Below are 22,708 nucleotides of genomic sequence, written 5' to 3'. Positions count from 1 at the left end.
GGGCTCTCCTGTCGCAAGCTCAGTCGTTTTACGCCCAGAACACGACCCGCTGCGCGTCCCCTTTCGGGGGCGGCCCCTTATGACACCGACCGCGTCAGGCGGGCGGCCAGGGCGGACACGTACGACGCCAGTGCGCCCGGGCCGTGGACGGTGAACTCGCAGTCCACCAGCGCCAGCCGCAGCGCCAGCCACTCCACCGAGTCCGCCGACCGGGCGCGCAGCCGGCATGTGTCGGGGCCCGTCGGCGTGGGGGCGAGGTGGGCCGGCAGGCGGGCCGTCACGAATTCCGCGGGCGCCTCGAAGGTGACGTCCAGGTCCAGCTCCGGCTGTGTCCGCGACGTGGAGTGCGACAGCAGCTCCGCCGCGCCCCCCGCCGGCAGCTCGCGCGGGGTGAACCGGGCGCCCGTGGGGAAGGGGTCCGCGACCCGGTCGACGCGGAAGGTGCGCCAGTCCGCACGCTCCAGGTCGTATGCCACCAGGTACCAGCGGTGGCCCGTCGACACCAGCCGGTAGGGCTCCACCTGCCGTTTCGTCTCCGTCCCGTCGCCCGCCCGGTACCCGAACCGCAGGCGTTCATGGCCGGTGACCGTCGCCGCGAGCGTCGTCAGCGTCGTGGGCGCGACGGTCGCGCCGTCCCCGCGCGTCAGCGGGATCGTCGCGTTCTGGAGGGTCGCGACCCGGTGCCGCAGCCGCGACGGCAGTACCTGCTCCAGCTTGGCCAGCGCCCGTACGGCCGCCTCCTCGACGCCCTCGATGGCGTGGCCCGCCCCGGCACGCAGCCCGACGGCGATGGCGACCGCCTCCTCGTCGTCCAGCAGCAGCGGCGGCATCGCGGCGCCCGCGACCAGCCGGTAGCCGCCGACCGCGCCCCGGGTCGCCTCGACCGGATAGCCCAGGTCGCGCAGCCGGTCGACGTCGCGGCGGATCGTACGGGGACTGACGCGGAGCCGCTCGGCCAGCTCACTGCCCGGCCACTCGCGCGGCGTCTGGAGGAGCGACAGCAGATTGAGGAGTCGTGCCGGAGTGTCCGTCATGCTCTCCAGCATGCGCGCCCACTAGGACACAACCTGACCTATATGCCGATTAGCTTTCCGGCATGACCTCCACTTCCACCTCTTCCGCCACTACCGCACCAGCGGCCGACCGGCGGCGATGGCTGGCACTCGCCATCGTCATGACGGCCGCGTTCATGGACCTCGTCGACGTCACCATCGTCAACATCGCCATCCCGAGCATCGAGCGGGACCTGTCGGCGTCGTTCGGCGCGATCCAGTGGATCACCGCCGGTTACGCGCTGGCCTTCGCCGCCGGTCTCATCACCGGTGGGCGCCTGGGCGACATCTACGGCCGCAAGCGGCTCTTCCTCCTCGGCATGGCCGGCTTCACCGTCGCGTCCGCCCTCTGCGGTTTCGCCGCGAACCCCGAGATGCTGGTCGCCTCCCGGCTGTTGCAGGGCGCGATGGCCGCGATGATGGTGCCGCAGGTGCTGGCGATCATCCATGTCACCTTCCCGGCGCACGAGCGCGGCAAGGTGTTCGGGATGTTCGGCGCGGTCGTGGGACTCGGGGCCGTCTCGGGGCCGCTGCTGGGCGCGCTGCTGACCCAGTGGAACCTGTTCGGGCTGGAGTGGCGGCCGATCTTCCTGATCAACCTGCCGGTCGGCATCGCCGGACTGATCCTGGGCCGGAAGTTCATCGCCGAGTCGCGCGCCGACAAGGCGCTGCGGCTGGACCTGGTGGGCGTCGCGCTGGTCACGCTGGGCCTGCTGATGCTGATCTACCCGCTGACGCGCGGGCGCGAGCTGGGCTGGCCGCTGTGGGGCCATGTGTGCATGGCCGCCAGCCCGGCGGTGTTCGGTGCCTTCGTGGCGTACGAGAAGTACAAGGCGCGCAAGGACGGCTCGCCGCTGGTCGAGCTGTCGCTGTTCCGGGTGAAGAGCTTCGCGGCCGGTATCGCGGTGCAGCTCACCTTCGGCGTCGTGCTGGGCGTCTTCTTCCTCGTCTGGACGCTGTACATGCAGATCGGGCTGGGCTGGAGCCCGCTGAAGGCCGGTCTGACCGGTGTGCCGTTCTCGATCGCCGTGTCCGCCGCCGCCGGGGTGTCCGTGCAGAAGCTCGTGCCGCGCTTCGGGCGGAAGGTGCTCCAGGCCGGCGCGCTGACCATGGTCGCCGGGGTGCTCCTCTACATCTGGGAGGCCGGGCGGTACGGGACGGGGATCGAGCCCTGGCAGATGGCCGCGCCGCTGATCGTGATGGGCATCGGCATGGGCCTGATCGTGGCGCCGCTGACGGACGCGGTGCTGTCGGACGTACCGCGCGAGCACGCCGGTTCGGCGTCCGGGCTCATCAACACGACCGGGCAGATGGGAACGGCGCTGGGCCTCGGGCTGGTGTCGGTCGTCTTCTTCGGGGCGATCGACGAGGAGCGGCTCGCGCCCGGTGAGGTCGGCACCGCGTTCGCGGAGGCGTTCCGGGGAGCGCTGTGGTGGGTCGTGGCGGTGCTCGCGGTGATCTTCGCCGTGATGTTCGCGCTGCCGGGGCGGCCGAAGCAGCACCTGGAGGGTGGCGCGGTGGCCGCCGACGAGGTGCCTGAGCAGGTGCCCGCGCTCACGCACTGAGGGGGCGCGCGGAGGCCTGACGGCCCGGCTCCTGGGATCGGTTCACGACCCCTGGAGCCGGGCCTTCCGTTTGCCCGGATGTGTTTACTTCGCGGGAATGCGGACGTAGCCTGCTGGTGAAACCACAAGTTCGGGCATCGATCGGACGTAAAACCACATGTACGCACCGGAGCGCCAGCAACTGATCCTGCGCCTCGCCCGCGAGGGCGGCCGGGTCGACGTGCTGTCCCTCGCCGAGCAGTTCCAAGTGACGGCCGAGACGATCCGGCGCGACCTCAAGGCCCTGGACCGCGCCGGACTCGTCCGCCGGGTGCACGGCGGCGCCATCCCGGCCGGACGGCTGGACTTCGAGCCGGACCTCGCCGAACGCGAGTCCACCGCCGCCGACGAGAAGGACCGCATCGCGCGCGCCGCCCTCGGCGAACTGCCCGAGGACGGCAGCGTCATCCTCGACGCGGGCAGCACCGTGGCCCGGGTGGCCGCCGGACTGCCCCCCGAGTGCGCGCTCACCGTCGTCACCCACGCCCTGCCCGCCGCCTTCCGGCTCGCCGACCACCCGGGCATCGCCCTCCACCTGGTCGGCGGCCGCGTCCGGCACCGCACCCGCGCCGCCGTGGACGCGTGGGCTCTGGAGGCGTACGGGCAGATCCGCGCCGACGTCCTCCTCCTCGGTGCCAACGGGTTCTCCGTCGAGAGCGGGCTCACCACCCCCGACCTCGCCGAGGCCGCCGTGAAGCGCGCCATGGTCGCCGCCGCCCGCCGGGTGGTGCTGCTCGCCGACTCGGCCAAGCACGGCGCGGAGCACTTCGCCCGCTTCGGCGACCTCACCGACGTGGACCTGCTCATCACGGACACCGGGCTCAGCAAAGCACACGCGGCGGCCATCGAGGCGGCCGGAACGGAAGTCGTACGCGCATGATCCTCACCGTCACCCCCAACCCGTCCCTGGACCGGACGTACGAAGTCCCCGCCCTGGAGCGCGGCGAAGTGCTGCGCGCCACCGGCGAACGCGTGGACCCGGGCGGCAAGGGCGTCAACGTCTCCCGCGCCGTGGCGGCGGCCGGGCGCCGTACCGTCGCCGTCGTACCGCTGGGCGGCGCACCCGGCGCGCTCGTCGCCGAACTGCTGGCCGACGAGGGCATCGAGGTGGCGCCCGTCCCGCTGAAGGGCCACACCCGCTCGAACATCGCGGTCGCCGAACCCGACGGCACGCTCACGAAGATCAACGCGCCGGGGCCCTGGCTCACCCCGGGCGAGTCGGAGGCGATCCTCGCGGCGGTCGGCGCGTACTCGCCCGCCGCCGACTGGGTCGCCTGCTGCGGCAGCCTCCCGCGCGGCCTCGGCTCCGAGTGGTACGCCGACCTCGTCACCCGCGCGCACGGGTACGGCTCCCGGATCGCCCTGGACACCTCCGGCCCCTCGCTGCTGACCGCGCTGCGCGCCCGCCCCGACGTGGTCAAGCCCAACGCCGAGGAGCTCGCCGAAGCGGTCGGCCGCCCCCTCGCCACCGTGGGCGACGCGGTCAAGGCGGCGGAGGAACTGCTCGCGGCGGGCGCCGGCACCGTGCTGGCCAGCCTGGGCGCGGACGGGCAACTGCTCGTCTCCGGCGCCGGTGCCTTCTACGGATACGCCGCCGTCGACGCCGTACGCAGCAACGTCGGCGCGGGCGACGCGTCCCTCGCGGGCTTCCTCGCCGCGGGCGGCGAAGGCCCCGACGCGCTGGCGGCGGCGGTGGCGCACGGTGCGGCGGCGGTGCGGCTGCCGGGCAGCGAGATGCCGACGCCGTCCGACCTGGACCTGTCGGCGGTCACGGTGACCGCCGACATACCTCTCGACCGAGACCTGAGCGAGTAAGGGAGCCCGCGATGAGCGAGATGATCACCGCGGACCTGGTCGATCTCGACCTGGCCGCGAACACGAAGGAGGCGGCGGCCCGTTCGCTCGCCGAGCGGATGGTGCGGCTGGGCCGGGTGACCGACCTGGACGGCTTCCTGGCCGACGTGGCCGCGCGCGAGGCCCAGATGCCGACCGGCCTGGACGGCGGCATCGGCATCCCGCACTGCCGCAGCGCGCACGTCACGGAACCGACGCTCGCCTTCGGCCGCTCGGGCCCCGGCATCGACTTCGGCGCCCCGGACGGCCCGGCGGACCTGATCTTCCTGATCGCCGCCCCGGCCGGCGCGGACGACGCCCACCTGACGATCCTCTCCTCCCTGGCCCGCCGCCTGATGGACCCCGACTTCACGTCGGCGCTCCGCACGATGACTTCGGCTTCCGAGGCCGCCGCCCTGATCCGCGGAGAGGCCCCGCACGCCGCTGCCTCCCCGGCCCCGCGGACCACACCGGCCGCTCCCTCCCCCGCCGGGGCCCCCGGTGCGCGGCCTTCCGCGGCGCGGGGTCCTGCCGGGGCCGACGACGCCGGGGAGCGCACCGGGGCGGTCACCGCCGCGCCGGGCGCTGCCGAGGCCGGGTCCCTCTCCGCCGAGGGACCCGCCCGGCCGGACGGCCCCGCCGCCGGAACCACGACGGAAGCGGCTGCCGGGGGGCCGGGGGGAACCCCCGGGGCCGAGCCGTCCGCGCCGTTCCGGGTCGTGGTGGTGACGTCGTGCCCCACCGGGATCGCGCACACCTACATGGCGGCCGAGTCCCTGGAGAACGCCGGGCGGGACGCCGGGGTCGAGGTGGCCGTCGAGACGCAGGGCTCCGCCGGGTTCGCCCGGCTCGACCCGGCCGTCATCGCGGCCGCCGACGGCGTGATCTTCGCGCATGACGTGCCGGTCCGGGAGAAGGAACGCTTCGCCGGGAAGCCCACCGTCGACGTCGGCGTCAAGGCCGGGATCAACCGGGCCGCCGAGCTGATCGCCGAAGTGCGCGGCAAGGCCGAGCGCGGCGAGGTCACCGCTCCGGCCGGGGCCGGTCGCGGCACGCCCGTCGAGAGCGCGGGCGAGCCCGGTGAGGGCTACGGCACCAAGCTGCGCAAGTGGCTGATGTCGGGCGTCAGTTACATGGTCCCGTTCGTCGCCGCGGGCGGTCTCCTCATCGCCCTGGGCTTCGCCATCGGCGGCTACACCATCGACAAGGCCCCCTCCGTCGCCGAGCACTTCGCCTGGGGCCAGGCCGACAGTTGGGCCGCGCTGCTGTTCCAGATCGGCGGTCTGGCGTTCAGCTTCCTGATCCCGGTCCTCGCCGGTTACATCGCCTACGGCATGGCCGATCGCCCCGGACTCGTCCCCGGCTTCGTCGGCGGCTCCGTGGCGCTCACCATCAACGCCGGGTTCCTCGGCGGCCTGGCAGCCGGTCTGATCGCGGGCGGGGTGGTGATGGCGATCCAGCGGATCAGGGTGCCCGGCCCGCTGCGCGGCATCATGCCCGTGGTGGTCATCCCGCTGATCTCGTCGGTGATCGTCGGCTTCCTGATGTTCCTGGTGATCGGCAAGCCCATCGCGTCGCTCCAGAAGGCGCTGACCGACTGGCTGTCGGGCCTGTCGGGCGCCAACGCGGTCGTCCTGGGCATCATCCTCGGCCTGATGATGTGCTTCGACCTGGGCGGCCCGCTCAACAAGGTCGCCTACGCCTTCGCGGTCGGCGGCCTGGCCAGCCCCAACGAGGGCTCGCTGAAGGTCATGGCCGCCGTGATGGCCGCCGGCATGGTGCCGCCGCTCGCGATGGCCCTGGCCACCGTGGTGCGCGGCCGACTGTTCACCAAGGCCGAGCGGGAGAACGGCAAGGCCGCCTGGGTGCTCGGCGCCTCGTTCATCACCGAGGGCGCCATCCCCTTCGCCGCCGCCGACCCGCTGCGCGTCATCCCGTCGGCGATGGTGGGCGGCGCGGTCACCGGCGCCCTGTCGATGCTCTTCGAGTGCACCCTGCGGGCCCCGCACGGCGGCGTCTTCGTGGTGCCCCTGATCGGCAACCCGGCCCTCTACCTGGTCGCGATCCTCGCCGGCACCCTGGTGACCGCCGCGCTCGTCGTCCTCCTCAAGGGCCACGCCCGCAAGGCGTCCACGTCCTCCCCGGCGGCGGACGAGCCGGGGGAGACCCACGAGAAGGTCGCCGTCGCGGCCTGACACCCGGGCCCCGGGACCCGTCGGCGCACCGGCCCCGCGGTCAGCGGAACCGGCTCCGCGGTCAGCGGACCCGGCCCTCGGTCAGCGCACCCGGCCCCGTACCCGCGCGCGGCGCTCCATGGCGTCGCGCGCGGTGTGCTCGTCCTCGTACACCTCGCACATGTGCCGGCCGTCCGGCGTCGCCGTGTGCTCCACCTCCCAGATGCTCATCTCGCTGCCGTCCAGCAGCAGGAACGCGTGCTCGTACAGCGTGAACCCGGCGTCCTTCCCCGCCACGCTGCACTGCCGGCCGAAGACCTGCTTGATGTGGTGCGCGAACGCCCCCCGCAGCCGCGCCGCCACCGCCTCGCCCGGCCGGTCCTCGTTCTCCGCGCGGCGCAGCACCCGGCGCGCGTGGTCCGCCGAATCGTCCGGCACGTACATCGGCGGGGCGGGGAGCGGCGGCCGGCTCAGCAGCGAGCCCAGCAGCTCCAGGTCCGCGTCGAGGTCCACCTCCAGGTCGTCCTCCGGCTCGGGGAAGCCGACCGGCAGCCGGGAGGCGGCGAGCCGTACGTCGGTCTCGTCCGCGTACAGCTCGTGCTGCTCGTGGCCGTCCCGCCCGGTGTTGTGCACCAACTCCCACAGCGTCAGCGACGAGCCGTCCGCCAGCAGGTACGTATGCCGGTACGTCGCCCGGTGGAGCGCCGCGCTGTGGTGCGACGAGTGCAGCGAACTGGCGTGGGCCAGCGCGGAGTCCAGTCGCGTGACCAGCGCGTCGGGCAGATCGAAGGAGTTGAGCGCCCGCCCCAGGAGGCGCTCGACGTGCATCTCGGTCGTCTCGTCGTCGTTCGGAACGTTCAAGAGGGGTCTCCAGGCCGTCGCCGTGTGTCACTCGATGCTTGCTTAAGGTAGTACCTGGGTCTGACAACGCGTCCGGCTTCCACAAAACGAGGGGCGCGCAAAGCGAGTTCCCGCGCCCCCCTCTCAACTCCTCCCGGTCGCCCCTCAGTCGAGCCGGTACAGATCCCGGTACGAAGGGAAGGCGCCGCCCGGCCCCGACACCGAACCGGCGGCCAGCACCGCCCGTACGATCGCCCTGGTCACCACGGTGGCACCGGCCGCCAGGACCTCGTTCAGCGCGAGCGGGCCGTGCGTGTCGGGCAGGGGGCGCTCGCCCGTCGCCAGGGCGAAGACGGTGTCGCCGTCGTTGAGGAGGTGCACCGGCCGCACGGCGCGCGCGATGCCGTCGTGCGCCGTCCCCGCGAGCTTCTGCGCCTGGGCGCGGGTCAGGTCGGCGTCCGTGGCGACCACGGCGAGCGTGGTGTTCAGCGGCGGCCAGTCGTTGCGCTCCAGCGACTCCGCCAGCCGCCGTGCCGCCGCAGCGTGCGTCTGCGGGTCCGGCTGGACGAACGGCCCGTCGCCGTACGCCCCGTACAGCACCCCCGTCAGCGGATCGACCGCCGAGCCCACCGCGTTGGCCACGACGAGCGCGCCGATGGTGATCCCGGACGGCAGGACCGTACTGGCCGTGCCGACCCCGCCCTTCATCCCGCCGATCACCGCCCCGGTCCCGGCGCCGACGGCCCCGCACTCCACGGGGGCGCGCAGCTCCGTGGCGTCCGCCGCCTCCACCGCCGCCCGCCCCGTCGACGCGTCCGGGCGCGCCTTCCAGTCGCCGCCCCGGCCCAGGTCGAACACGCACGCCGCCGGGACGACCGGCACCACCTGCGACGGGTCGGGCCCCACGCGCACGCCCCGCCCGCGCTCCTCCAGCCAGGCCATCACGCCGGCCGCCGCCTCCAGTCCGTACGCGCTGCCGCCCGTCAGGACCACCGCCTCGACGCGCTGGACCAGGTTGCGAGGGTCGAGTGCGTCCGTCTCCCGGGTGCCGGGGCCACCGCCCCGCACGTCCACGGCCGCGACCGCCCCGCCTTCGGGCGCCAGGACCACGGTGGTGCCGCTGAGCGCGTTTTCCCCCGGTACGCGCGCGTGGCCGACCCGGAGGCCGGCCACGTCCGTCAGTGCGTCATTCATCCCCCTTGCGTACCACGCTCCATACGGGCGGTGAGCGTGACCCCGACCGCGACGGCCGCCGCCGCGACAAGCCCGCCCGCGAGGACGCCCCAGTGCCCCGCGAAGGTGCAGAGCAGGATGCCGAGCGCGGCGCACGGCAGTACGAGCTGCTGGGCGATGCCCACCTTGAAGTAGCGCGAGTGCAGCGCCCACACCAGCAGCAGGAACAGCGCCGACGGCAGGGTCACCGCGGCCGCCGCGGCGGTCGCCGACACATGCGCCTCGCCGACCGCCTGCTCGACGGCGACCTCGATGCCCGCGCCGATCGCGGCCGCCGACGCGAAGATCAGGTAGTGGCCGTATCCCCACAGGAACGCCTGCCGGTTCGACAGCAGCCGCCGGTGGACGGGGACGACGAAGTACACCCACCAGGCGGCGAAGATCAGCAGCAGCCCGCCGGCGGCGACCGGCAGCAGGTCGCCGAGCGCGTCGTTCTCCTCCACGCCCGTCTTCACGGCGACCGTCGCCGCGGCGATGGTCTCGCCGAGCACGATGATGGTGAACAGCCCGTACCGCTCGGCGATGTGGTGCGCGTGCCAGCTCGACGCGAAGTCCTTCTCCGCGAGCGGCGGTACGGCCATCTCGGCGACCACCATCACCAGGAACACCCATGGGCGCGCCGCCTCGGGCACGAACAGCAGCGCCGTCCAGCCAGCCTGGCACAGCGTCACCCCGGCCGCGTACCGCAGCGCCATGGTCCGCTCCGTGCCGGACGCGGCCCGCGCGGCGCGCAGCCACTGCGAGGCGAGCGCGAGCCGCATCACCAGGTAGCCGAGCCACACCAGGAAGAAGTCGTGCTCCGCGAAGGCGCGGGACACCCCGGCGGCGAGCAGCAGGACACCCGCGATCTGGACGAGCGTCACGACCCGGTAGAGGGCGTCGTCGTTGTCGTACGCCGAGGCGAACCAGGAGAAGTTCATCCAGGCCCACCAGATGGCGAAGAACACCATCGCGTACCGGGCGATGCCGTCGCCGGCATGGCCCTCGGCGACCGCGTGCACGAGCTGGATGCCCGCCTGGGCGACCGCCACGACGAAGCACAGGTCGAAGAAGAGCTCCAGGGGCGTGGCGGCGCGGTGCGCCTCGTCCCGACTGCGCGAGACCAGGGGCCGCAGGGGCCTACGGGGAGGGGAGGTCATCCCCCCAGGACAGCAGAGGCACCGCCGCCGGACGCCATCCGTGGGAAGCCGTCACCCCCGAAGTCCCCAAAACGGGCGAACCCGATCATGTCCCCCTACGGTGGCCGCGTGACCGAGCCCCCCACCCCGCCGCCCAAGGGCACCCCCGGTGAGCCTCCTGCCCCGACCGGCGACCCCGGCCCGGGTGAACCCCCGGCCCCGACGGGTGACCCCGGCCCGGGTGAACCCCCGGCGCCCACGGGTGACCCCGGCCCGGGTGGACCTCCGGCCCCGACGGGTGACCCCGGCCCGGGCGAGCCCCCGGCCCCGACGGGCGACCCCGCCCCCGGCGAGCCTCCGGCCCCGACCGGTGACCCCGGCCCGGACGAGCCTCCGGCCTAAATCACCCGGTCCGCGAGCGCTACCCGCAGATCCGGCCCACCGGCGGCTATGGCGACCCACGGACGGGGCGACACCGCGACCGCGTGGTGGGGAGCGGGCTTCCCGGTGCCGTCGTTCCTCGTCGTCCCGGCGCTGTGGCTGCTCGACCCCGATGACCGCTGACAACCGGCGTACGCTGAGAGCATGAGGACCGCCCCCGCCCCCGGACCGCGCGATGCGAAGAGCGAATCGGCGCCGGAGGAAGAGAACAACCCGCAGAATCCGAGGAACACGAAGAGCCCGGACAGCCCGGACAGCACGGACAGTCCGGCGAGTCCGGCCGGTCCCCAGAAGAGGACGGCCAGTCCCAAGAAGAGGACGCCGGCGCTGATCTTCGACGATCCGCTGGACCAGCCGTCCGCGGACGATACGGACCGTGGGTGGGGTGAGCGGCCTCCGGCCGGCGACAGCGCCGCCGACCTCGCGCGCTTCCTCGACGAGAAGCCGCCGCACCACCTGTGAGCCGGCGGCCCTAGACGGCGCCCGGCCTTGATCCGCGCTGGGCGACAAGGGCGTCGCGGATCTCCTTGAGCACCTCCAGCTCGGTGACCTCCAGAGTCTCCTCCACGCCCCTCTTCTCCCTCTCCAGCGCCGCCCGCCGGGCCAGGTACTTGGCCATGGGCAGCACCATCAGGAAGTAGACGACGGCGGCGGTGATCAGGAAGCTGAGCGTCGCGCTGAGCACCGAACCCCAAAGGATCGCGACGCCCTGGACGACCTCCCCGTTGTCGTTCACCTGACACGGGCCTTTCAGGCAGGACTGGTAACTCTCCAGGTTCTTGGTGCCGAAGGCGCCGACGACCGGGCTGATCACTCCTCTGACGATCGCGTTCACGATGTTGGTGAACGCGGCGCCGATCACCACCGCGACCGCCAGGTCGATCACGTTCCCGCGCAGCAGGAAGGCCTTGAAGCCGTCCAGCAGGCTCTGGTTCTTCTCCTGGCTCACCACGGTGCCTTTCGTCGCGTGTGCAGTTGGCGGAGCCATTAGGCCGTGCACCGTGCATATCCGTCCAATCCGTACACACGGACAGGTGACCCGGCAGATGATCAGTGCGGCCAGGAAGCGTCTGGTGACTCAGCACAGGGTCACCGCCAGACGGGACGTCGTCCCCGCGCCGGCCAGCACCGCGGCGGTGGCGCGCGGGACGGACAGCACGACCAGCGCACCACCGTCCGCGCTCGCCTCGCCGGTCTGCGGCACCTTCTCCACGCGAGCGCCCCTGGCCACCACGCGTGCCGCGTCATCACCGTCCGCCGGCGGTGAGGCCGGCGACGCGATCACGTCGACCCGGTCACCGGGGCGCAGCAGCCGGACGGTCGCGCCGTCCGCGATCCGCACCGGAGCGGACACCACCTCGGTCGGCTGCCGCTCCCGCTGTGGCGCCGCGGCGGCCCGCGGCCTGTCCGGCTCGGCGGGGCCGCGCGACCCCGCCGCCGAAGCGGCCAGCGCCGCGGCCGTCATGGCGAGCCCGGCCGCCATCGCGCGCCGCCTTCGCCGCACGGCCCGCCGCAGCCGGTGCCGGCCACCGCGCACCCGCAGCGGCGCGAATTGCGGCACCCCACACGTCTCAGGCACCGACGACACCGGCTGCGACCCCGGCGACAACACCGCCGATGACCCCGGCGACGGCACCGGTGCCGAACCCCCATGTGCCACCGGGGGAAGACCGGGCCGAGGACCGGGACGCAGGCCGGGAGGAACGGAAACGCGCGAGGGGAACGTCATGGCGACCACCTGCCGTGAGAGACCGGGAGCGAGCATCGGCTCCGCCGGCTTTCCGCCGACGCCCCTCACGATTCCGCGTTCCCGCCGATCCCGCTCACGCCTGTGGACAGCCTTGGCAGTGTGGAAAACCCCGTCACCCGCAGGCGTGACCGCCCGCCATGATCACGGCAGTTCGATCCCCAGGTCCCAGCCGTCGTGCGCCCGGGTGCACAGGCAGGAGCGGCTGTCGGTCTCCGGCAGCGCGGCCACCGCGTCGAAGAGCACCTCGCGCAGCCGGCCCACGTTCTCGTCGAACACCCGCAGCACCTCGGCGTGCGAGACGCCGTCGCCGGTCTCGGCGCCCGCGTCCAGGTCCGTCACCAGCGCCATGGAGGTGTAGCAGAGCCCCAGCTCACGGGCGAGGTACGCCTCCGGGTGGCCGGTCATGCCCACCACCGACCAGCCCATCGCGGCGTGGAACCGCGACTCGGCGCGGGTGGAGAAGCGCGGGCCCTCTATGACGACCATGGTGCCGCCGTCCACCGCCTCCCAGCCGCGCCCGTGCGCGGCGGCGAGGGCCACCTTGCGCCCGTCGGGGCAGTAGGGGTCGGCGAACGAGGTGTGGACGACGTTCGGCACCGTTCCGTCCGGCAGCGGCTCCCCGTCGAAGAAGGTCTGCGTACGGGCCTTCGTCCGGTCCACCAACTGGTCCGGCACCAGCAGCGTGCCCGGCCCGTACTCGGGGCGCAGCCCGCCCACGGCGCACGGGCCGAGGACCTGTCGTACGCCGACCGACCGGAGCGCCCACAGGTTGGCCCGGTAGTTGATGCGGTGCGGCGGGAGGTGGTGGCCGCGCCCGTGCCGGGGCAGGAAGGCGACACGGCGACCGGCCAGCTCACCGAAGAACAGCGAGTCGCTCGGGCTGCCGTACGGCGTGGTCACCCGGACCTCGGTGACGTCCTCCAGGAAGGAGTAGAACCCCGAGCCGCCGATGACGCCGATGTCCGCGCGCATGTCCGTGCCAGTGCCTGCCTTCGCTGCGTTCGCCATGCGCCTCACCCTAGCCGGGGCCGGATACGCCGAGGACCCCGCCGTGGAAAACGGCAGGGTCCTGGCCAAACGTGATCAGGCGGCGGAGCTGGAGCTTCCGGCCGTGCTGGAAGAGCTCGACGTGCTCGACGCGGCGGGCTTGGAGTCCGACGAGCCGGAGGACGAGGAGCTCGACGACGTACCGGCCGCGCCGGACGACTTCGCGGCGGGCGAGCTGCTCGACGACGCGCCACGGCTGTCGTTGCGGTAGAAGCCGGAGCCCTTGAAGACAATGCCGACGGCCGAGAACACCTTCTTCAGGCGTCCCTGGCAGCTCGGGCACTCGGTCAGGGCGTCATCGGTGAACTTCTGCACCGCCTCGAGGCCCTCGCCGCACTCGGTGCACTGGTACTGGTAGGTCGGCACTTGTCTTCCTCCTGGCACTCTCACTCGATGAGTGCTAACGACAGTCCATAGTGACGTATTCCGCGGGATCAGTCCACCGTCACCGGCACGCGGTGACCGACGCCACGTGCGACGGTCCGGCTCGCCGGACGGGGCACGAGCCGCGACCGGAGCGCCACCAGGGTGGTCAGCGCCAGTGCCGTACCGGCCAGCGGGACCAGGAAACCGGCGCTCGCGCCGTACCCGTCCGCGAGCCGCCCGGCCACCGTCACGGCGGCCGCCTGGCCCAGGGCCACGGCGCCGGTCAGCCAGGTGAAGGCCTCGGTGCGGGCGGACGCCGGGACCAGCGACTCGACCAGCGTGTAGCCGGTGATCAGCGCCGGGGCGATGCACAGCCCCACGACCAGGCCGAGCGCGCCCAGCAGCACCACGGAGTGCGCGGACCACAGCAGCGAGGCGGCGACCGTCAGGGCCGCGTACCCGAGGATCAGGCGGCGCCGGGGCCCGGACTTCCAGGCGATGGCGCCGACCGCGACGCCGGCCAGCATGTTGCCCGCGGCGAAGAGGCCGTACAGCAGGCCGTTCATGCCCGGCTGGCCGATCTCCTCGGTGAACGCGGTCAGGGAGACCTGCATGCCGCCGAAGACCGAGCCGATGCCCAGGAAGGCGATCGCCAGGACGCGTACGCCCGGGATGGACAGGGCGGAGGTGTGCTCCACGCGTGCGTGGGCGGCGGACAGGCCGTGGGCGGGCTGGGTGCCGCGCTGGGCGGCGAAGAGCAGGCCGCCGGCCAGGGTGAGCGCCGCCTCGGCGACCAGGCCGGCCGCCGGGTGGACGCCGGTGCACAGCGCGGTGGCGAGGACGGGGCCCACGACGAAGGTGAACTCGTCGGTGACGGACTCGAAGGCGGCCGCCGTCGACATCAGCGGCGAGCCCTCCAGCTTCGCGGCCCAGCGGGAGCGGACCATGGGGCCGATCTGCGGCACCGAGGCGCCGGTCGGCACCGCCGCCGCGAACAGGGCCCACAGGGGGGCGTTTGCCAGCGCCAGCGCCGTCAGGGCCGACACCGACACGGTGTGCACGAGCACGCCGGGAATGAGGACGGCACGCTGTCCGAAGCGGTCGGCGAGCTTCCCGCTCTGCGGGGCGAACAGGGCCATGGAGACGCCGGTGAACGCGGCGACGGCGCCGGCGCTTCCGTAGGAGCCGGTGGTGTGCTGCACCAGCAGGACGATGCCGATGGTGAGCATCGCGAAGGGCTGCCTCGCCGCGAATCCGGGAAGCAGGAACGTCCAGGCTCCCGGGGTGCGCAGAAGCTGCCCGTATCCGGGACGCTTGACAGCGTCAGACGTGGTGACCGTGGCTGTGTTAACAGCGGAGGGCACGGCCTGTGCCTTTCTGCTGCCTGGTAGCGCTCCCCTGGGTGTCGGGAGCCGCCGAGAGCTGTCCTCTTGCGCGGAACTGCGGTAGATACCGGGCCCCTACTGCGGAGGGGCGACTCGGCCGCCATACGGTCGCGCCAGCTCTGCGTCAGGCAGAGTTGGTTCGATCAGTGTGTGCCTTCATGGTACAGGGAAGAGCGCATGTGGTGCCTGTGAATTTGCCAATACGGACCAGCCGTCGCCTCCGATTAACCGGATGTTCGCTTTCGGGGTCCCTTGGCCGGGCCTCTGGACGCCGGTTCCCGGGCGTCCTCGCCCCAAAACCGCCCCTCAGGCCCCGCCATTGCCTCCCGTTCCCAGCCAGCCGGCCAGCTTGCCGCCCTGGGCCACCGCCCGCAGCCGCCGCTCGGCCGCGTCCCGGACCGGGTCCGTGGCCACCACCAGCAGCTCGTCGCCGCGCCGCAGCACGGTCGTCGGCGACGGCACGAAGCTCTGGCCGTCCCGTACGACGAGGGTGACGGCCGCGCCCGGGGGCAGCCGCAGCTCCGCGACCTCCACACCGTGCATCCTCGACCTCTCCGGGACGGCCACCGACAGCAGGTGCCCGCGCAGCCGCTCCAGGGGGGCGGATTCGACGCCCAGGTCGGCGGCCTCGGCCTGGTCGCCCAGCCGCAGCGCCCTGGCCAGCCAGGGCAGGGTCGGGCCCTGCACCAGGGTGTAGACGACCACCAGCACGAAGACGATGTTGAAGACCTTCTCGCTGCCCTCGATGCCGGACACCATGGGGATGGTCGCCAGGATGATGGGCACCGCGCCACGCAGGCCCGCCCACGACATGAGGGCCTGTTCCGGCCAGGGGATCCGGAAGGGCAGCAGGCTCAGGAACACCGACAGCGGCCGGGCCACCGCCGTCAGCACCAGCCCGACCATCACCGCCGGCCAGAAGTCGTCGAGCAGCTCGTGCGGGGTCACCAGCAGGCCGAGCAGGACGAACATGCCGATCTGGGCGATCCAGCCCAGCCCCTCCGCGAAACCTCGGTTGGCGGGCGCGTGCGGCAGCTTGGCGTTGCCCAGGACCACCGAGGCCAGGTAGACCGCGAGGAAGCCACTGCCGTGCGCCATGGCGCCGGCCGCGTACGCCACCACCGCGATGGCCATCACGGCGATCGGGTACAGGCCGGAGGCGGGCAGGGCCACGTGCCGCAGCCCGAACGCGCCCAGGAAGCCGACGGCCAGGCCGATGGCGGCGCCGATGGCCAGCTCCAGCGCGATCGTGCCGAGCAGCACGTACCAACTGTCGACGGGGCCGGTGGTCGAGAAGGCCACCACCAGGATCACGACAGGGGCGTCGTTGAAGCCGGACTCGGCCTCCAGGGTCCCGGTCACCCGGGACGGAAGGGGAACCTTGCGCAGGACGGAGAAGACGGCGGCGGCGTCCGTCGAGGAGACGACCGCGCCGATGATCAGCGCCTGCCGCCACTCCAGGCCCACCCAGTAGTGCGCCGCCGTGGCCGTGACGCCCACGCTCACCGCGACGCCGGCGGTCGACATGACGGCCGCCATGGGCAACGCGGGTTTGATCTCCTTCCACTTCGTTCCCAGGCCACCCTCGGCCAGGATCACCACAAGTGCGGCATAGCCGATCACCTGGGTCAGTTCGGCGTTGTCGAACTCGACGTTGCCGATCCCGTCCTGCCCGATGGCGATGCCGATCCCCAGGTACAGGAGCAGGCTGGGGAGCCCGCTGCGCGAGGAGATCCGCACCGCCGCGACGGCGACGAGCAGCACGAGCGAGCAGACGAACAGGAGCTCATTGAGCTGGTGGACAGTCAGTGGGCCGACCCTTTCCTCACTTGCGCGCCGGATCGTTCCAGCCACGGGCGCTTTGTTACTTTACCTAATCATTAACGCTTCCTTGACGCCGGGGCCGGGGGCGCGGTGCCCGTGCCGGGTCCCCGGGAAAGGCCTCCTTACTGACACCGCGTCCGGGCCGGGCGGGCGCTGCGCCTATGGTTGCTCCAGCACTCCAGGACCAGCCTGCGCCTCGAAGGACAGCGATGCCCGCCAACACCACCGCCGCTTCCACCAAGAAGAAGGGGCGACGCGCCCGTCTGCTCGTGATCGCCCTGGTGCTGGCGCTGGTCGCGGGCGTCGGCTATGGCGCCTATTGGAGCGTCAGCACCGTGCGCGCCCCCTTCCCGCAGACCACCGGCACCCTCAAGCTCGACGGACTGTCCGGGCCCGTCGACGTCAAACGGGACGACTACGGCGTTCCGCAGATCTACGCCTCCACCGACGAGGACCTGTTCCGCGCCCAGGGCTACGTCCAGGCACAGGACCGGTTCTGGGAGATGGACGTCCGCCGCCACATGACGGCCGGGCGCCTGTCGGAGATGTTCGGCAAGGAGCAGGTCGACACGGACGCGTTCCTGCGCACCCTGGGCTGGCACCGGGTGGCCCAGGAGGAGTACGACAAGCTCCTGTCGCCCGACACCAAGAAGAACCTCCAGGCGTACGCGGACGGCGTGAACGCCTACCTGAAGGGCAAGGAGGGCCGCGACATCTCGGTCGAGTACGCCGCCCTGTCCTTCAGCAACGACTACACCATCGAGCCCTGGACCCCGGTCGACTCGGTGGCCTGGCTCAAGGCCATGGCCTGGGACCTGCGCGGCAACATGCAGGAGGAGATCGACCGTTCGCTGATGACCAGCCGGCTCAGCGAGAAGCAGATCAAGGACCTCTACCCCGGGTACCCGTACGACCTGCACCGCCCGATCGTCGACAAGGGCGGCGTGGACAAGGTCACCGGCAAGTTCGACCCCTCCGCCAAGGGCGGCGCCCAGGACGCGGACTCGGGCAACGGTCAGGGCGCCGGCACAGGGGCCGGCACAGGGACCGGCACGGGGAGCGGTACAGGCACCGGCACCGGCGGCTCGGACACCGCCCAGGGCGCCACCCAGGGCCTCCAGTCGCAGCTCTCCGCGCTGTCCACCTCCCTGGAAAAGATCCCCGCCCTGCTCGGCCCCAACGGCAACGGCATCGGCTCCAACTCCTGGGTCGTCTCCGGCAAGTACACGACCACGGGCAAGCCGCTGCTCGCCAACGACCCGCACCTGGCGCCCCAGCTCCCCTCGCTCTGGTACCAGATGGGCCTGCACTGCCGTTCGGTGTCGGACAAGTGCCGTTACGACGTGGCCGGCTACACCTTCGCCGGGATGCCCGGCGTGATAATCGGCCACAACCAGGACATCGCCTGGGGCTTCACCAACCTGGGCGCTGACGTCAGCGACCTGTACCTGGAGAAGATCACCGACAGCGGCTACCGGTACGGCAACAAGGAACTGCCCTTCGTCACCCGCGAAGAGGTCATCAAGATCGCCGGAGGCGGCAGCAAGAAGATCACCGTCCGGACGACGAACAACGGCCCCCTGGTCTCCGACCGCAGCAACGAGCTGGAGAAGGTCGGCGACGAGGCGCCTGTCGACACCCTGGCCCCGGACCGGGGCGACGGCTACGCGGTGGCGCTGCGCTGGACCGCCCTGGACCCGGGCAAGTCCATGGAGGCCGTGTTCAAGCTGAACCGCGCCACCGACTTCAAGCAGTTCCGCGCGGCCGCCCGTGACTTCGAGGTGCCCTCCCAGAACCTGATCTACGCCGACGCCAAGGGCGCCGAGGGCAACATCGGCTACCAGGCCCCCGGCAAGATCCCGGTCCGCAAGAAGGGCCACGACGGCACCATGCCGGCGCCGGGCTGGGACCCGAAGTACACCTGGGAGAAGAAGTTCGTCCCCTTCGACGAACTGCCCTACGAGGAGAACCCCGAGCGCGGCTACATCGTGACCGCCAACCAGGCCGTCATCGACCCGGACAAGTATCCGTATCCGCTGACCGAGGACTGGGGCTACGGATCGCGCAGCCAGCGCATCAACGACCTGATCGAGTCCAAGACCAAGGACGGGGCCAAGGTCTCGACCGAGGACATGCGCACCATGCAGATGGACAACAGCAGCGAGATCGCCAAGCTGCTGACGCCCTACCTGCTGAAGATCGACATCTCGGACCCGCACGTCCGTGAGGCGCAGAAGCTCCTGGAGGGCTGGGACTACACCCAGGACGCGGACTCCGGCGCGGCCGCCTACTTCAACGGCGTGTGGCGCCACGTCCTCAAGCTGGCGTTCGGCAACAAGCTGCCCAAGGAGCTGCGGGTCAAGGGCGAGTGCCTCAACGTCCGCCCGGCCGACTCCACCGGACCCGTCGACGAGCAGAACAGGCTGGTCCGGGAGTGCGGCCAGCGCGACGCCGCGGCGGCCACGGCCCAGCCGGACGGTGGCGACCGCTGGTACGAGGTGGTCCGCCGGATCCTGAAGGACGAGAAGAACGAGTGGTGGCAGTCCGCCCCCAGCCGCACCCACCGGGACGGCACCGCCACCCGTGACGAGCTGCTCAAGCGCGCCATGGTGGACGCCCGCTGGGAGCTGACCTCCAAGCTCGGCAAGGACGTCAACAGCTGGAGCTGGGGCCGGCTGCACCAGCTCACCCTGAAGAACCAGACCCTCGGCACCGAGGGCCCGGGCTTCATCCAGTTCCTGCTCAACCGGGGTCCGTGGAACCTGTCCGGCGGCGAGGCGGCGGTCAACGCCACCGGCTGGAACGCGGCCGGCGGGTACGGGGTCGCCTGGGTGCCCTCCATGCGGATGGTCGTGAACGTCGGCGACTGGGACAAGTCCCGCTGGATCAACCTGACCGGCGCCTCCGGGCACGCCTACAACGCCCACTACACCGACCAGACGGACAAGTGGGCCAAGGGCGAACTGCTCGACTGGCCCTACGGCAGGCAGGCGGTCGACGCCAGGACCGTGGACACGCTCGTCCTCACGCCGTAGGCGGCGGGCGGCACGAAACCGGCCGGGCCCGCCATCAGGCCCGGAAGCGGAGGGTGGCCTCCGGGGTCACCACCGCGTGCACGGGGTGGTCGTGCGGTTCCTCCGGGACCCGCTCGACCACCTCGTTCGCGTACAGGAGCACCACCAGGGCCGGATCGTGGCCGGACCGGGCGATGCGGGCCAGGACCCGGTCGTACGAGCCGCCGCCCCGCCCCAGCCGCATGCCCCGCACGTCCACCGCCAGGCCGGGCAGGAGGACCGTGTCGGCCTCCAGGACGGCGTCCACGCCCTGCCGGGGCCCCGAGGGCTCCAGGAGGCCGCGGCGGGCCCGTACGAGCCCCTCCGCGCCCTCATAGACCGCCCAGTCCAGGTCGTTGTCCTCCAGCAGGACCGGCAGCAGGACGCGCACGCCCCGCTCGCGCAGCACGTCGAGCAGCGCGCGCGTGCCCGGTTCGGTGCCTATGGAGACGTATGCGGCGACTGTCCCGGCCCGCCGCAGCTCGGGCAGGTTCAGGGCGACGTTCGCGAGAACCGCGGCCGTCTCCTGGACGTCATCACTGGTCAGGAGGGTGCGCGCGGCGAGGAGTTGGCGGCGCAGAACGGCCTTTTCGGACATGTCGCCGACCATGGTTACCTCACAAACCTCTCGTACATGACCGTATGGGGAGGAAGTTAACCGGAAGCTAATCTTCCGCCCATACCGAACAGATATGGTGCTCCGCATGACCAAGTCGCACCCCAGGATCAGCAAGGCTGTCATCCCCGCCGCCGGCCTCGGCACCAGGTTCCTGCCGGCCACGAAAGCCACTCCCAAAGAGATGCTGCCTGTGGTCGACAAGCCCGCCATCCAGTACGTCGTCGAGGAGGCCGTGGGCGCCGGCCTCTCCGACGTGCTGATGATCACCGGCCGCAACAAGCGGCCGCTCGAGGACCACTTCGACCGCAACTACGAGCTCGAAGAGGCCCTCATCAAGAAGGGCGACCAGGAGCGCCTCGCCAAGGTCCAGGAGTCCAGCGACCTGGCCACCATGCACTACGTCCGCCAGGGCGACCCGCGCGGCCTCGGCCACGCCGTCCTGTGCGCCGCCCCGCACGTGGGCGACGAGCCCTTCGCCGTCCTCCTCGGCGACGACCTCATCGACCCGCGCGACCCGCTGCTGTCCCGCATGGTCGAGGTCCAGGAGCGCGAGGGCGGCAGCGTCATCGCGCTGATGGAGGTCGAGCCGTCCCAGATCCACCTCTACGGCTGCGCGGCGGTCGAGCCCACCGGCGACTCCGACGTCGTGAAGGTGACCAACCTGGTCGAGAAGCCCGACCCGGCCGAGGCGCCCAGCAACTACGCCATCATCGGCCGGTACGTCCTCGACCCCGCCGTCTTCGGGATACTGCGCAAGACGGAGCCGGGCCGCGGTGGCGAGATCCAGCTCACCGACGCCCTCCAGAAGCTGGCCGCAGACGAGTCGGCGGGCGGACCGGTGCACGGCGTCGTCTTCAAGGGCCGCCGCTATGACACCGGCGACCGCGGCGACTACCTGCGGGCCATTGTCAGACTCGCGTGCGAACGTGAGGATCTGGGACCGGACTTCCGGAACTGGCTTCGCAGTTACGTCACCGAGGAGATGCAAGCGCTGTGAGTACGACCTGGTCGGTGGACGAGCACCTGGAGGACATCCTCCAAGCGGTCCACCCGCTCGACCCGATCGAGCTGCCGCTGCCCGACGCCCAGGGCTGTGTCCTGGTCGAGGACGTCATGGTGCCCGTCGCCCTGCCGCCCTTCGACAACAGCTCCATGGACGGATACGCGGTACGGGTCGCCGATGTCACCGGCGCCACCGAGGAGTTCCCGGCGGTGCTCACGGTCATCGGTGACGTGGCGGCGGGCAGCGAGGGGCTGCCCACCGTCGGCCCCGGCCAGGCCGCCCGCATCATGACCGGTGCCCCGCTGCCGCCGGGCGCCGAGGCCGTCGTCCCGGTCGAGTGGACCGACGGCGGCACCGGCGGCGCGCCCGCCACCGGCATGCGGGCCGCCAGCGCCGCCCCCGAGGGAGCCACCGGCGAGGTCCGCGTCCACCGCCCGGCCGAGGCCCGCGCCCATGTACGCGCGCGTGGCAGCGACGTCCAGGCCGGCGACCTGGCCCTGGAGGCCGGTACGGTCCTCGGCCCGCCGCAGATCGGGCTGCTCGCCGCGATCGGACGCGGCACGGTGCGGGTCCGTCCCCGCCCGCGCGTGGTCGTGATCTCCACCGGCAGCGAACTGGTCCAGCCGGGCGAGGAACTGGGCCCGGGCCAGATCTACGACTCCAACAGCTACGCCCTCGCCGCCGCCGCGCGCGACGCCGGGGCCATCGCCTACCGGGTCGGCGCGGTCACCGACGACGCCACGACGCTGCGGGCGGCCATCGAGGACCAGCTCATCCGCGCCGACCTCCTCGTCACCACCGGCGGGGTCAGCGTCGGCGCGTACGACGTGGTCAAGGAGGCCCTCTCCTCGGTGGGCGACGAGGACGAGCCGGGCAGCGGCGTCGACTTCCGCAAGCTCGCCATGCAGCCGGGCAAGCCGCAGGGCTTCGGCTCCATCGGCCCCGACCACACCCCGCTCCTGGCCCTGCCCGGCAACCCGGTCTCCAGCTACGTCTCCTTCGAGCTGTTCGTCCGGCCCGCGATCCGTGCCCTGATGGGGCTGAAGGACGTCAAGGACACCCAGCGGCCACGCGTGCGTGCCGTCCTGTCCGCCGACAAGCCGCTGTCCTCACCGGCCGGCAAGCGCCAGTTCCTGCGCGGCAGGTACGACGCCGAGGCCGGCACGGTCACCCCTGTGGGGGGCGCGGGCTCCCACCTGATCGCCGCCCTGGCACACGCCGACGCCCTGCTCGTCGTCCCCGAGGACACCACCACGGTCGAGCCGGGCGGCGAACTGGACGTGGTCCTCATCGGCTGATCGTCCGGCGTGGCGGTACCGTGTCTGCGCTGTGCCTTCCCGGGGGACCACCCCCGGCCCCCGGCGGC

The 22,708-nt window shown here is 72.3% G+C and carries 19 protein-coding genes; 8 read left to right on the top strand and 11 right to left on the bottom strand.

Features of this window, described 5'->3' with window-relative positions; translation table 11 throughout:
- Window positions 1-77: 77 nt before the first annotated feature.
- On the bottom strand, window positions 78-1,034 hold the full coding sequence (locus ACZ46W_RS19905; RefSeq protein ID WP_468339203.1) for a helix-turn-helix transcriptional regulator: 957 nt from the start codon (window positions 1,032-1,034) through the stop codon (window positions 78-80).
- A 62-nt stretch (window positions 1,035-1,096) separates the two neighbouring features.
- On the opposite strand from ACZ46W_RS19905, the gene ACZ46W_RS19900 reads away from it, so the two are divergent.
- The 4 genes from ACZ46W_RS19900 (at window position 1,097) to ACZ46W_RS19885 (ending at window position 6,684) form a co-directional block, all read left to right on the top strand.
- The gene (locus ACZ46W_RS19900; protein ID WP_468339201.1) at window positions 1,097-2,617 is read left to right on the top strand and encodes an MFS transporter; all 1,521 of its coding nucleotides are present in this window, start codon (window positions 1,097-1,099) and stop codon (window positions 2,615-2,617) included.
- 157 nt (window positions 2,618-2,774) lie between these two features.
- Window positions 2,775-3,536: a DeoR/GlpR family DNA-binding transcription regulator gene (locus tag ACZ46W_RS19895; RefSeq protein ID WP_468339199.1), complete on the top strand. Its 762-nt coding sequence runs from the start codon at window positions 2,775-2,777 to the stop codon at window positions 3,534-3,536.
- A complete protein-coding gene (gene pfkB, locus ACZ46W_RS19890; RefSeq protein ID WP_468339197.1) occupies window positions 3,533-4,471 on the top strand; it encodes a 1-phosphofructokinase in 939 nt (312 codons plus the stop codon). The genes ACZ46W_RS19895 and pfkB overlap by 4 nt, the downstream gene beginning before the upstream one ends.
- 11 nt (window positions 4,472-4,482) lie before the next feature.
- Window positions 4,483-6,684, top strand: a complete 2,202-nt coding sequence (locus ACZ46W_RS19885) for a PTS fructose transporter subunit IIABC (protein WP_468339195.1) — start codon at window positions 4,483-4,485, stop codon at window positions 6,682-6,684.
- An 81-nt stretch (window positions 6,685-6,765) separates the two neighbouring features.
- Here ACZ46W_RS19885 and ACZ46W_RS19880 read toward each other — a convergent pair whose 3' ends face one another.
- The 3 genes from ACZ46W_RS19880 to ACZ46W_RS19870 form a co-directional block, all read right to left on the bottom strand.
- Complete coding sequence (locus ACZ46W_RS19880) at window positions 6,766-7,491, bottom strand: DUF6227 family protein (RefSeq protein WP_366129094.1); 726 nt, start codon at window positions 7,489-7,491, stop codon at window positions 6,766-6,768.
- Between the two features lie 177 nt (window positions 7,492-7,668).
- Entirely contained in the window at window positions 7,669-8,697 is a 1,029-nt protein-coding gene (locus ACZ46W_RS19875; RefSeq protein ID WP_468339193.1) for a P1 family peptidase, read from the bottom strand.
- Window positions 8,694-9,875 (bottom strand): low temperature requirement protein A, encoded by a 1,182-nt coding sequence (locus ACZ46W_RS19870; protein ID WP_468339191.1) that lies wholly within the window; start codon window positions 9,873-9,875, stop codon window positions 8,694-8,696. The genes ACZ46W_RS19875 and ACZ46W_RS19870 overlap by 4 nt, the downstream gene beginning before the upstream one ends.
- A 564-nt stretch (window positions 9,876-10,439) precedes the next feature.
- Here ACZ46W_RS19870 and ACZ46W_RS19865 point away from each other — a divergent pair.
- On the top strand, window positions 10,440-10,757 hold the full coding sequence (locus tag ACZ46W_RS19865; RefSeq protein ID WP_468339189.1) for a hypothetical protein: 318 nt from the start codon (window positions 10,440-10,442) through the stop codon (window positions 10,755-10,757).
- A 10-nt stretch (window positions 10,758-10,767) separates the two neighbouring features.
- Here ACZ46W_RS19865 and ACZ46W_RS19860 read toward each other — a convergent pair whose 3' ends face one another.
- The 6 genes from ACZ46W_RS19860 to ACZ46W_RS19835 form a co-directional block, all read right to left on the bottom strand.
- Window positions 10,768-11,283: a large conductance mechanosensitive channel protein MscL gene (locus tag ACZ46W_RS19860; RefSeq protein ID WP_468339187.1), complete on the bottom strand. Its 516-nt coding sequence runs from the start codon at window positions 11,281-11,283 to the stop codon at window positions 10,768-10,770.
- Between the two features lie 90 nt (window positions 11,284-11,373).
- Window positions 11,374-11,874, bottom strand: a complete 501-nt coding sequence (locus tag ACZ46W_RS19855) for a hypothetical protein (RefSeq protein ID WP_468339185.1) — start codon at window positions 11,872-11,874, stop codon at window positions 11,374-11,376.
- 312 nt (window positions 11,875-12,186) lie between these two features.
- The gene (locus ACZ46W_RS19850) at window positions 12,187-13,053 is read right to left on the bottom strand and encodes an S-methyl-5'-thioadenosine phosphorylase (RefSeq protein ID WP_468339183.1); all 867 of its coding nucleotides are present in this window, start codon (window positions 13,051-13,053) and stop codon (window positions 12,187-12,189) included.
- 75 nt (window positions 13,054-13,128) lie between these two features.
- Complete coding sequence (locus ACZ46W_RS19845; RefSeq protein WP_468339181.1) at window positions 13,129-13,458, bottom strand: FmdB family zinc ribbon protein; 330 nt, start codon at window positions 13,456-13,458, stop codon at window positions 13,129-13,131.
- Between the two features lie 68 nt (window positions 13,459-13,526).
- Entirely contained in the window at window positions 13,527-14,822 is a 1,296-nt protein-coding gene (locus tag ACZ46W_RS19840) for an MFS transporter (protein WP_468339179.1), read from the bottom strand.
- A 327-nt stretch (window positions 14,823-15,149) separates the two neighbouring features.
- Window positions 15,150-16,697 (bottom strand): potassium/proton antiporter, encoded by a 1,548-nt coding sequence (locus tag ACZ46W_RS19835; RefSeq protein WP_468339177.1) that lies wholly within the window; start codon window positions 16,695-16,697, stop codon window positions 15,150-15,152.
- Window positions 16,698-16,876: 179 nt separating this feature from the next.
- Here ACZ46W_RS19835 and ACZ46W_RS19830 point away from each other — a divergent pair, with 179 nt between their 5' ends.
- On the top strand, window positions 16,877-19,702 hold the full coding sequence (locus ACZ46W_RS19830) for a penicillin acylase family protein (RefSeq protein ID WP_468339175.1): 2,826 nt from the start codon (window positions 16,877-16,879) through the stop codon (window positions 19,700-19,702).
- Window positions 19,703-19,736: 34 nt separating this feature from the next.
- On the opposite strand, the gene ACZ46W_RS19825 is transcribed toward ACZ46W_RS19830, so the two are convergent.
- Window positions 19,737-20,330, bottom strand: coding sequence for a 5-formyltetrahydrofolate cyclo-ligase (locus tag ACZ46W_RS19825; protein WP_468339173.1), 594 nt, complete (start codon window positions 20,328-20,330; stop codon window positions 19,737-19,739).
- A gap of 94 nt (window positions 20,331-20,424) precedes the next feature.
- Between ACZ46W_RS19825 and galU the strand changes: the two genes are divergently transcribed.
- Window positions 20,425-21,336 (top strand): UTP--glucose-1-phosphate uridylyltransferase GalU, encoded by a 912-nt coding sequence (galU, locus tag ACZ46W_RS19820; protein WP_468339171.1) that lies wholly within the window; start codon window positions 20,425-20,427, stop codon window positions 21,334-21,336.
- A complete protein-coding gene (glp, locus tag ACZ46W_RS19815) occupies window positions 21,333-22,640 on the top strand; it encodes a molybdotransferase-like divisome protein Glp (RefSeq protein ID WP_468339169.1) in 1,308 nt (435 codons plus the stop codon). The genes galU and glp overlap by 4 nt, the downstream gene beginning before the upstream one ends.
- Window positions 22,641-22,708: the final 68 nt, after the last annotated feature.

It is taken from the genome of Streptomyces sp. NPDC031064 (assembly GCF_055570965.1).
This window is presented reverse-complemented; position numbering and strand designations above follow the sequence as displayed.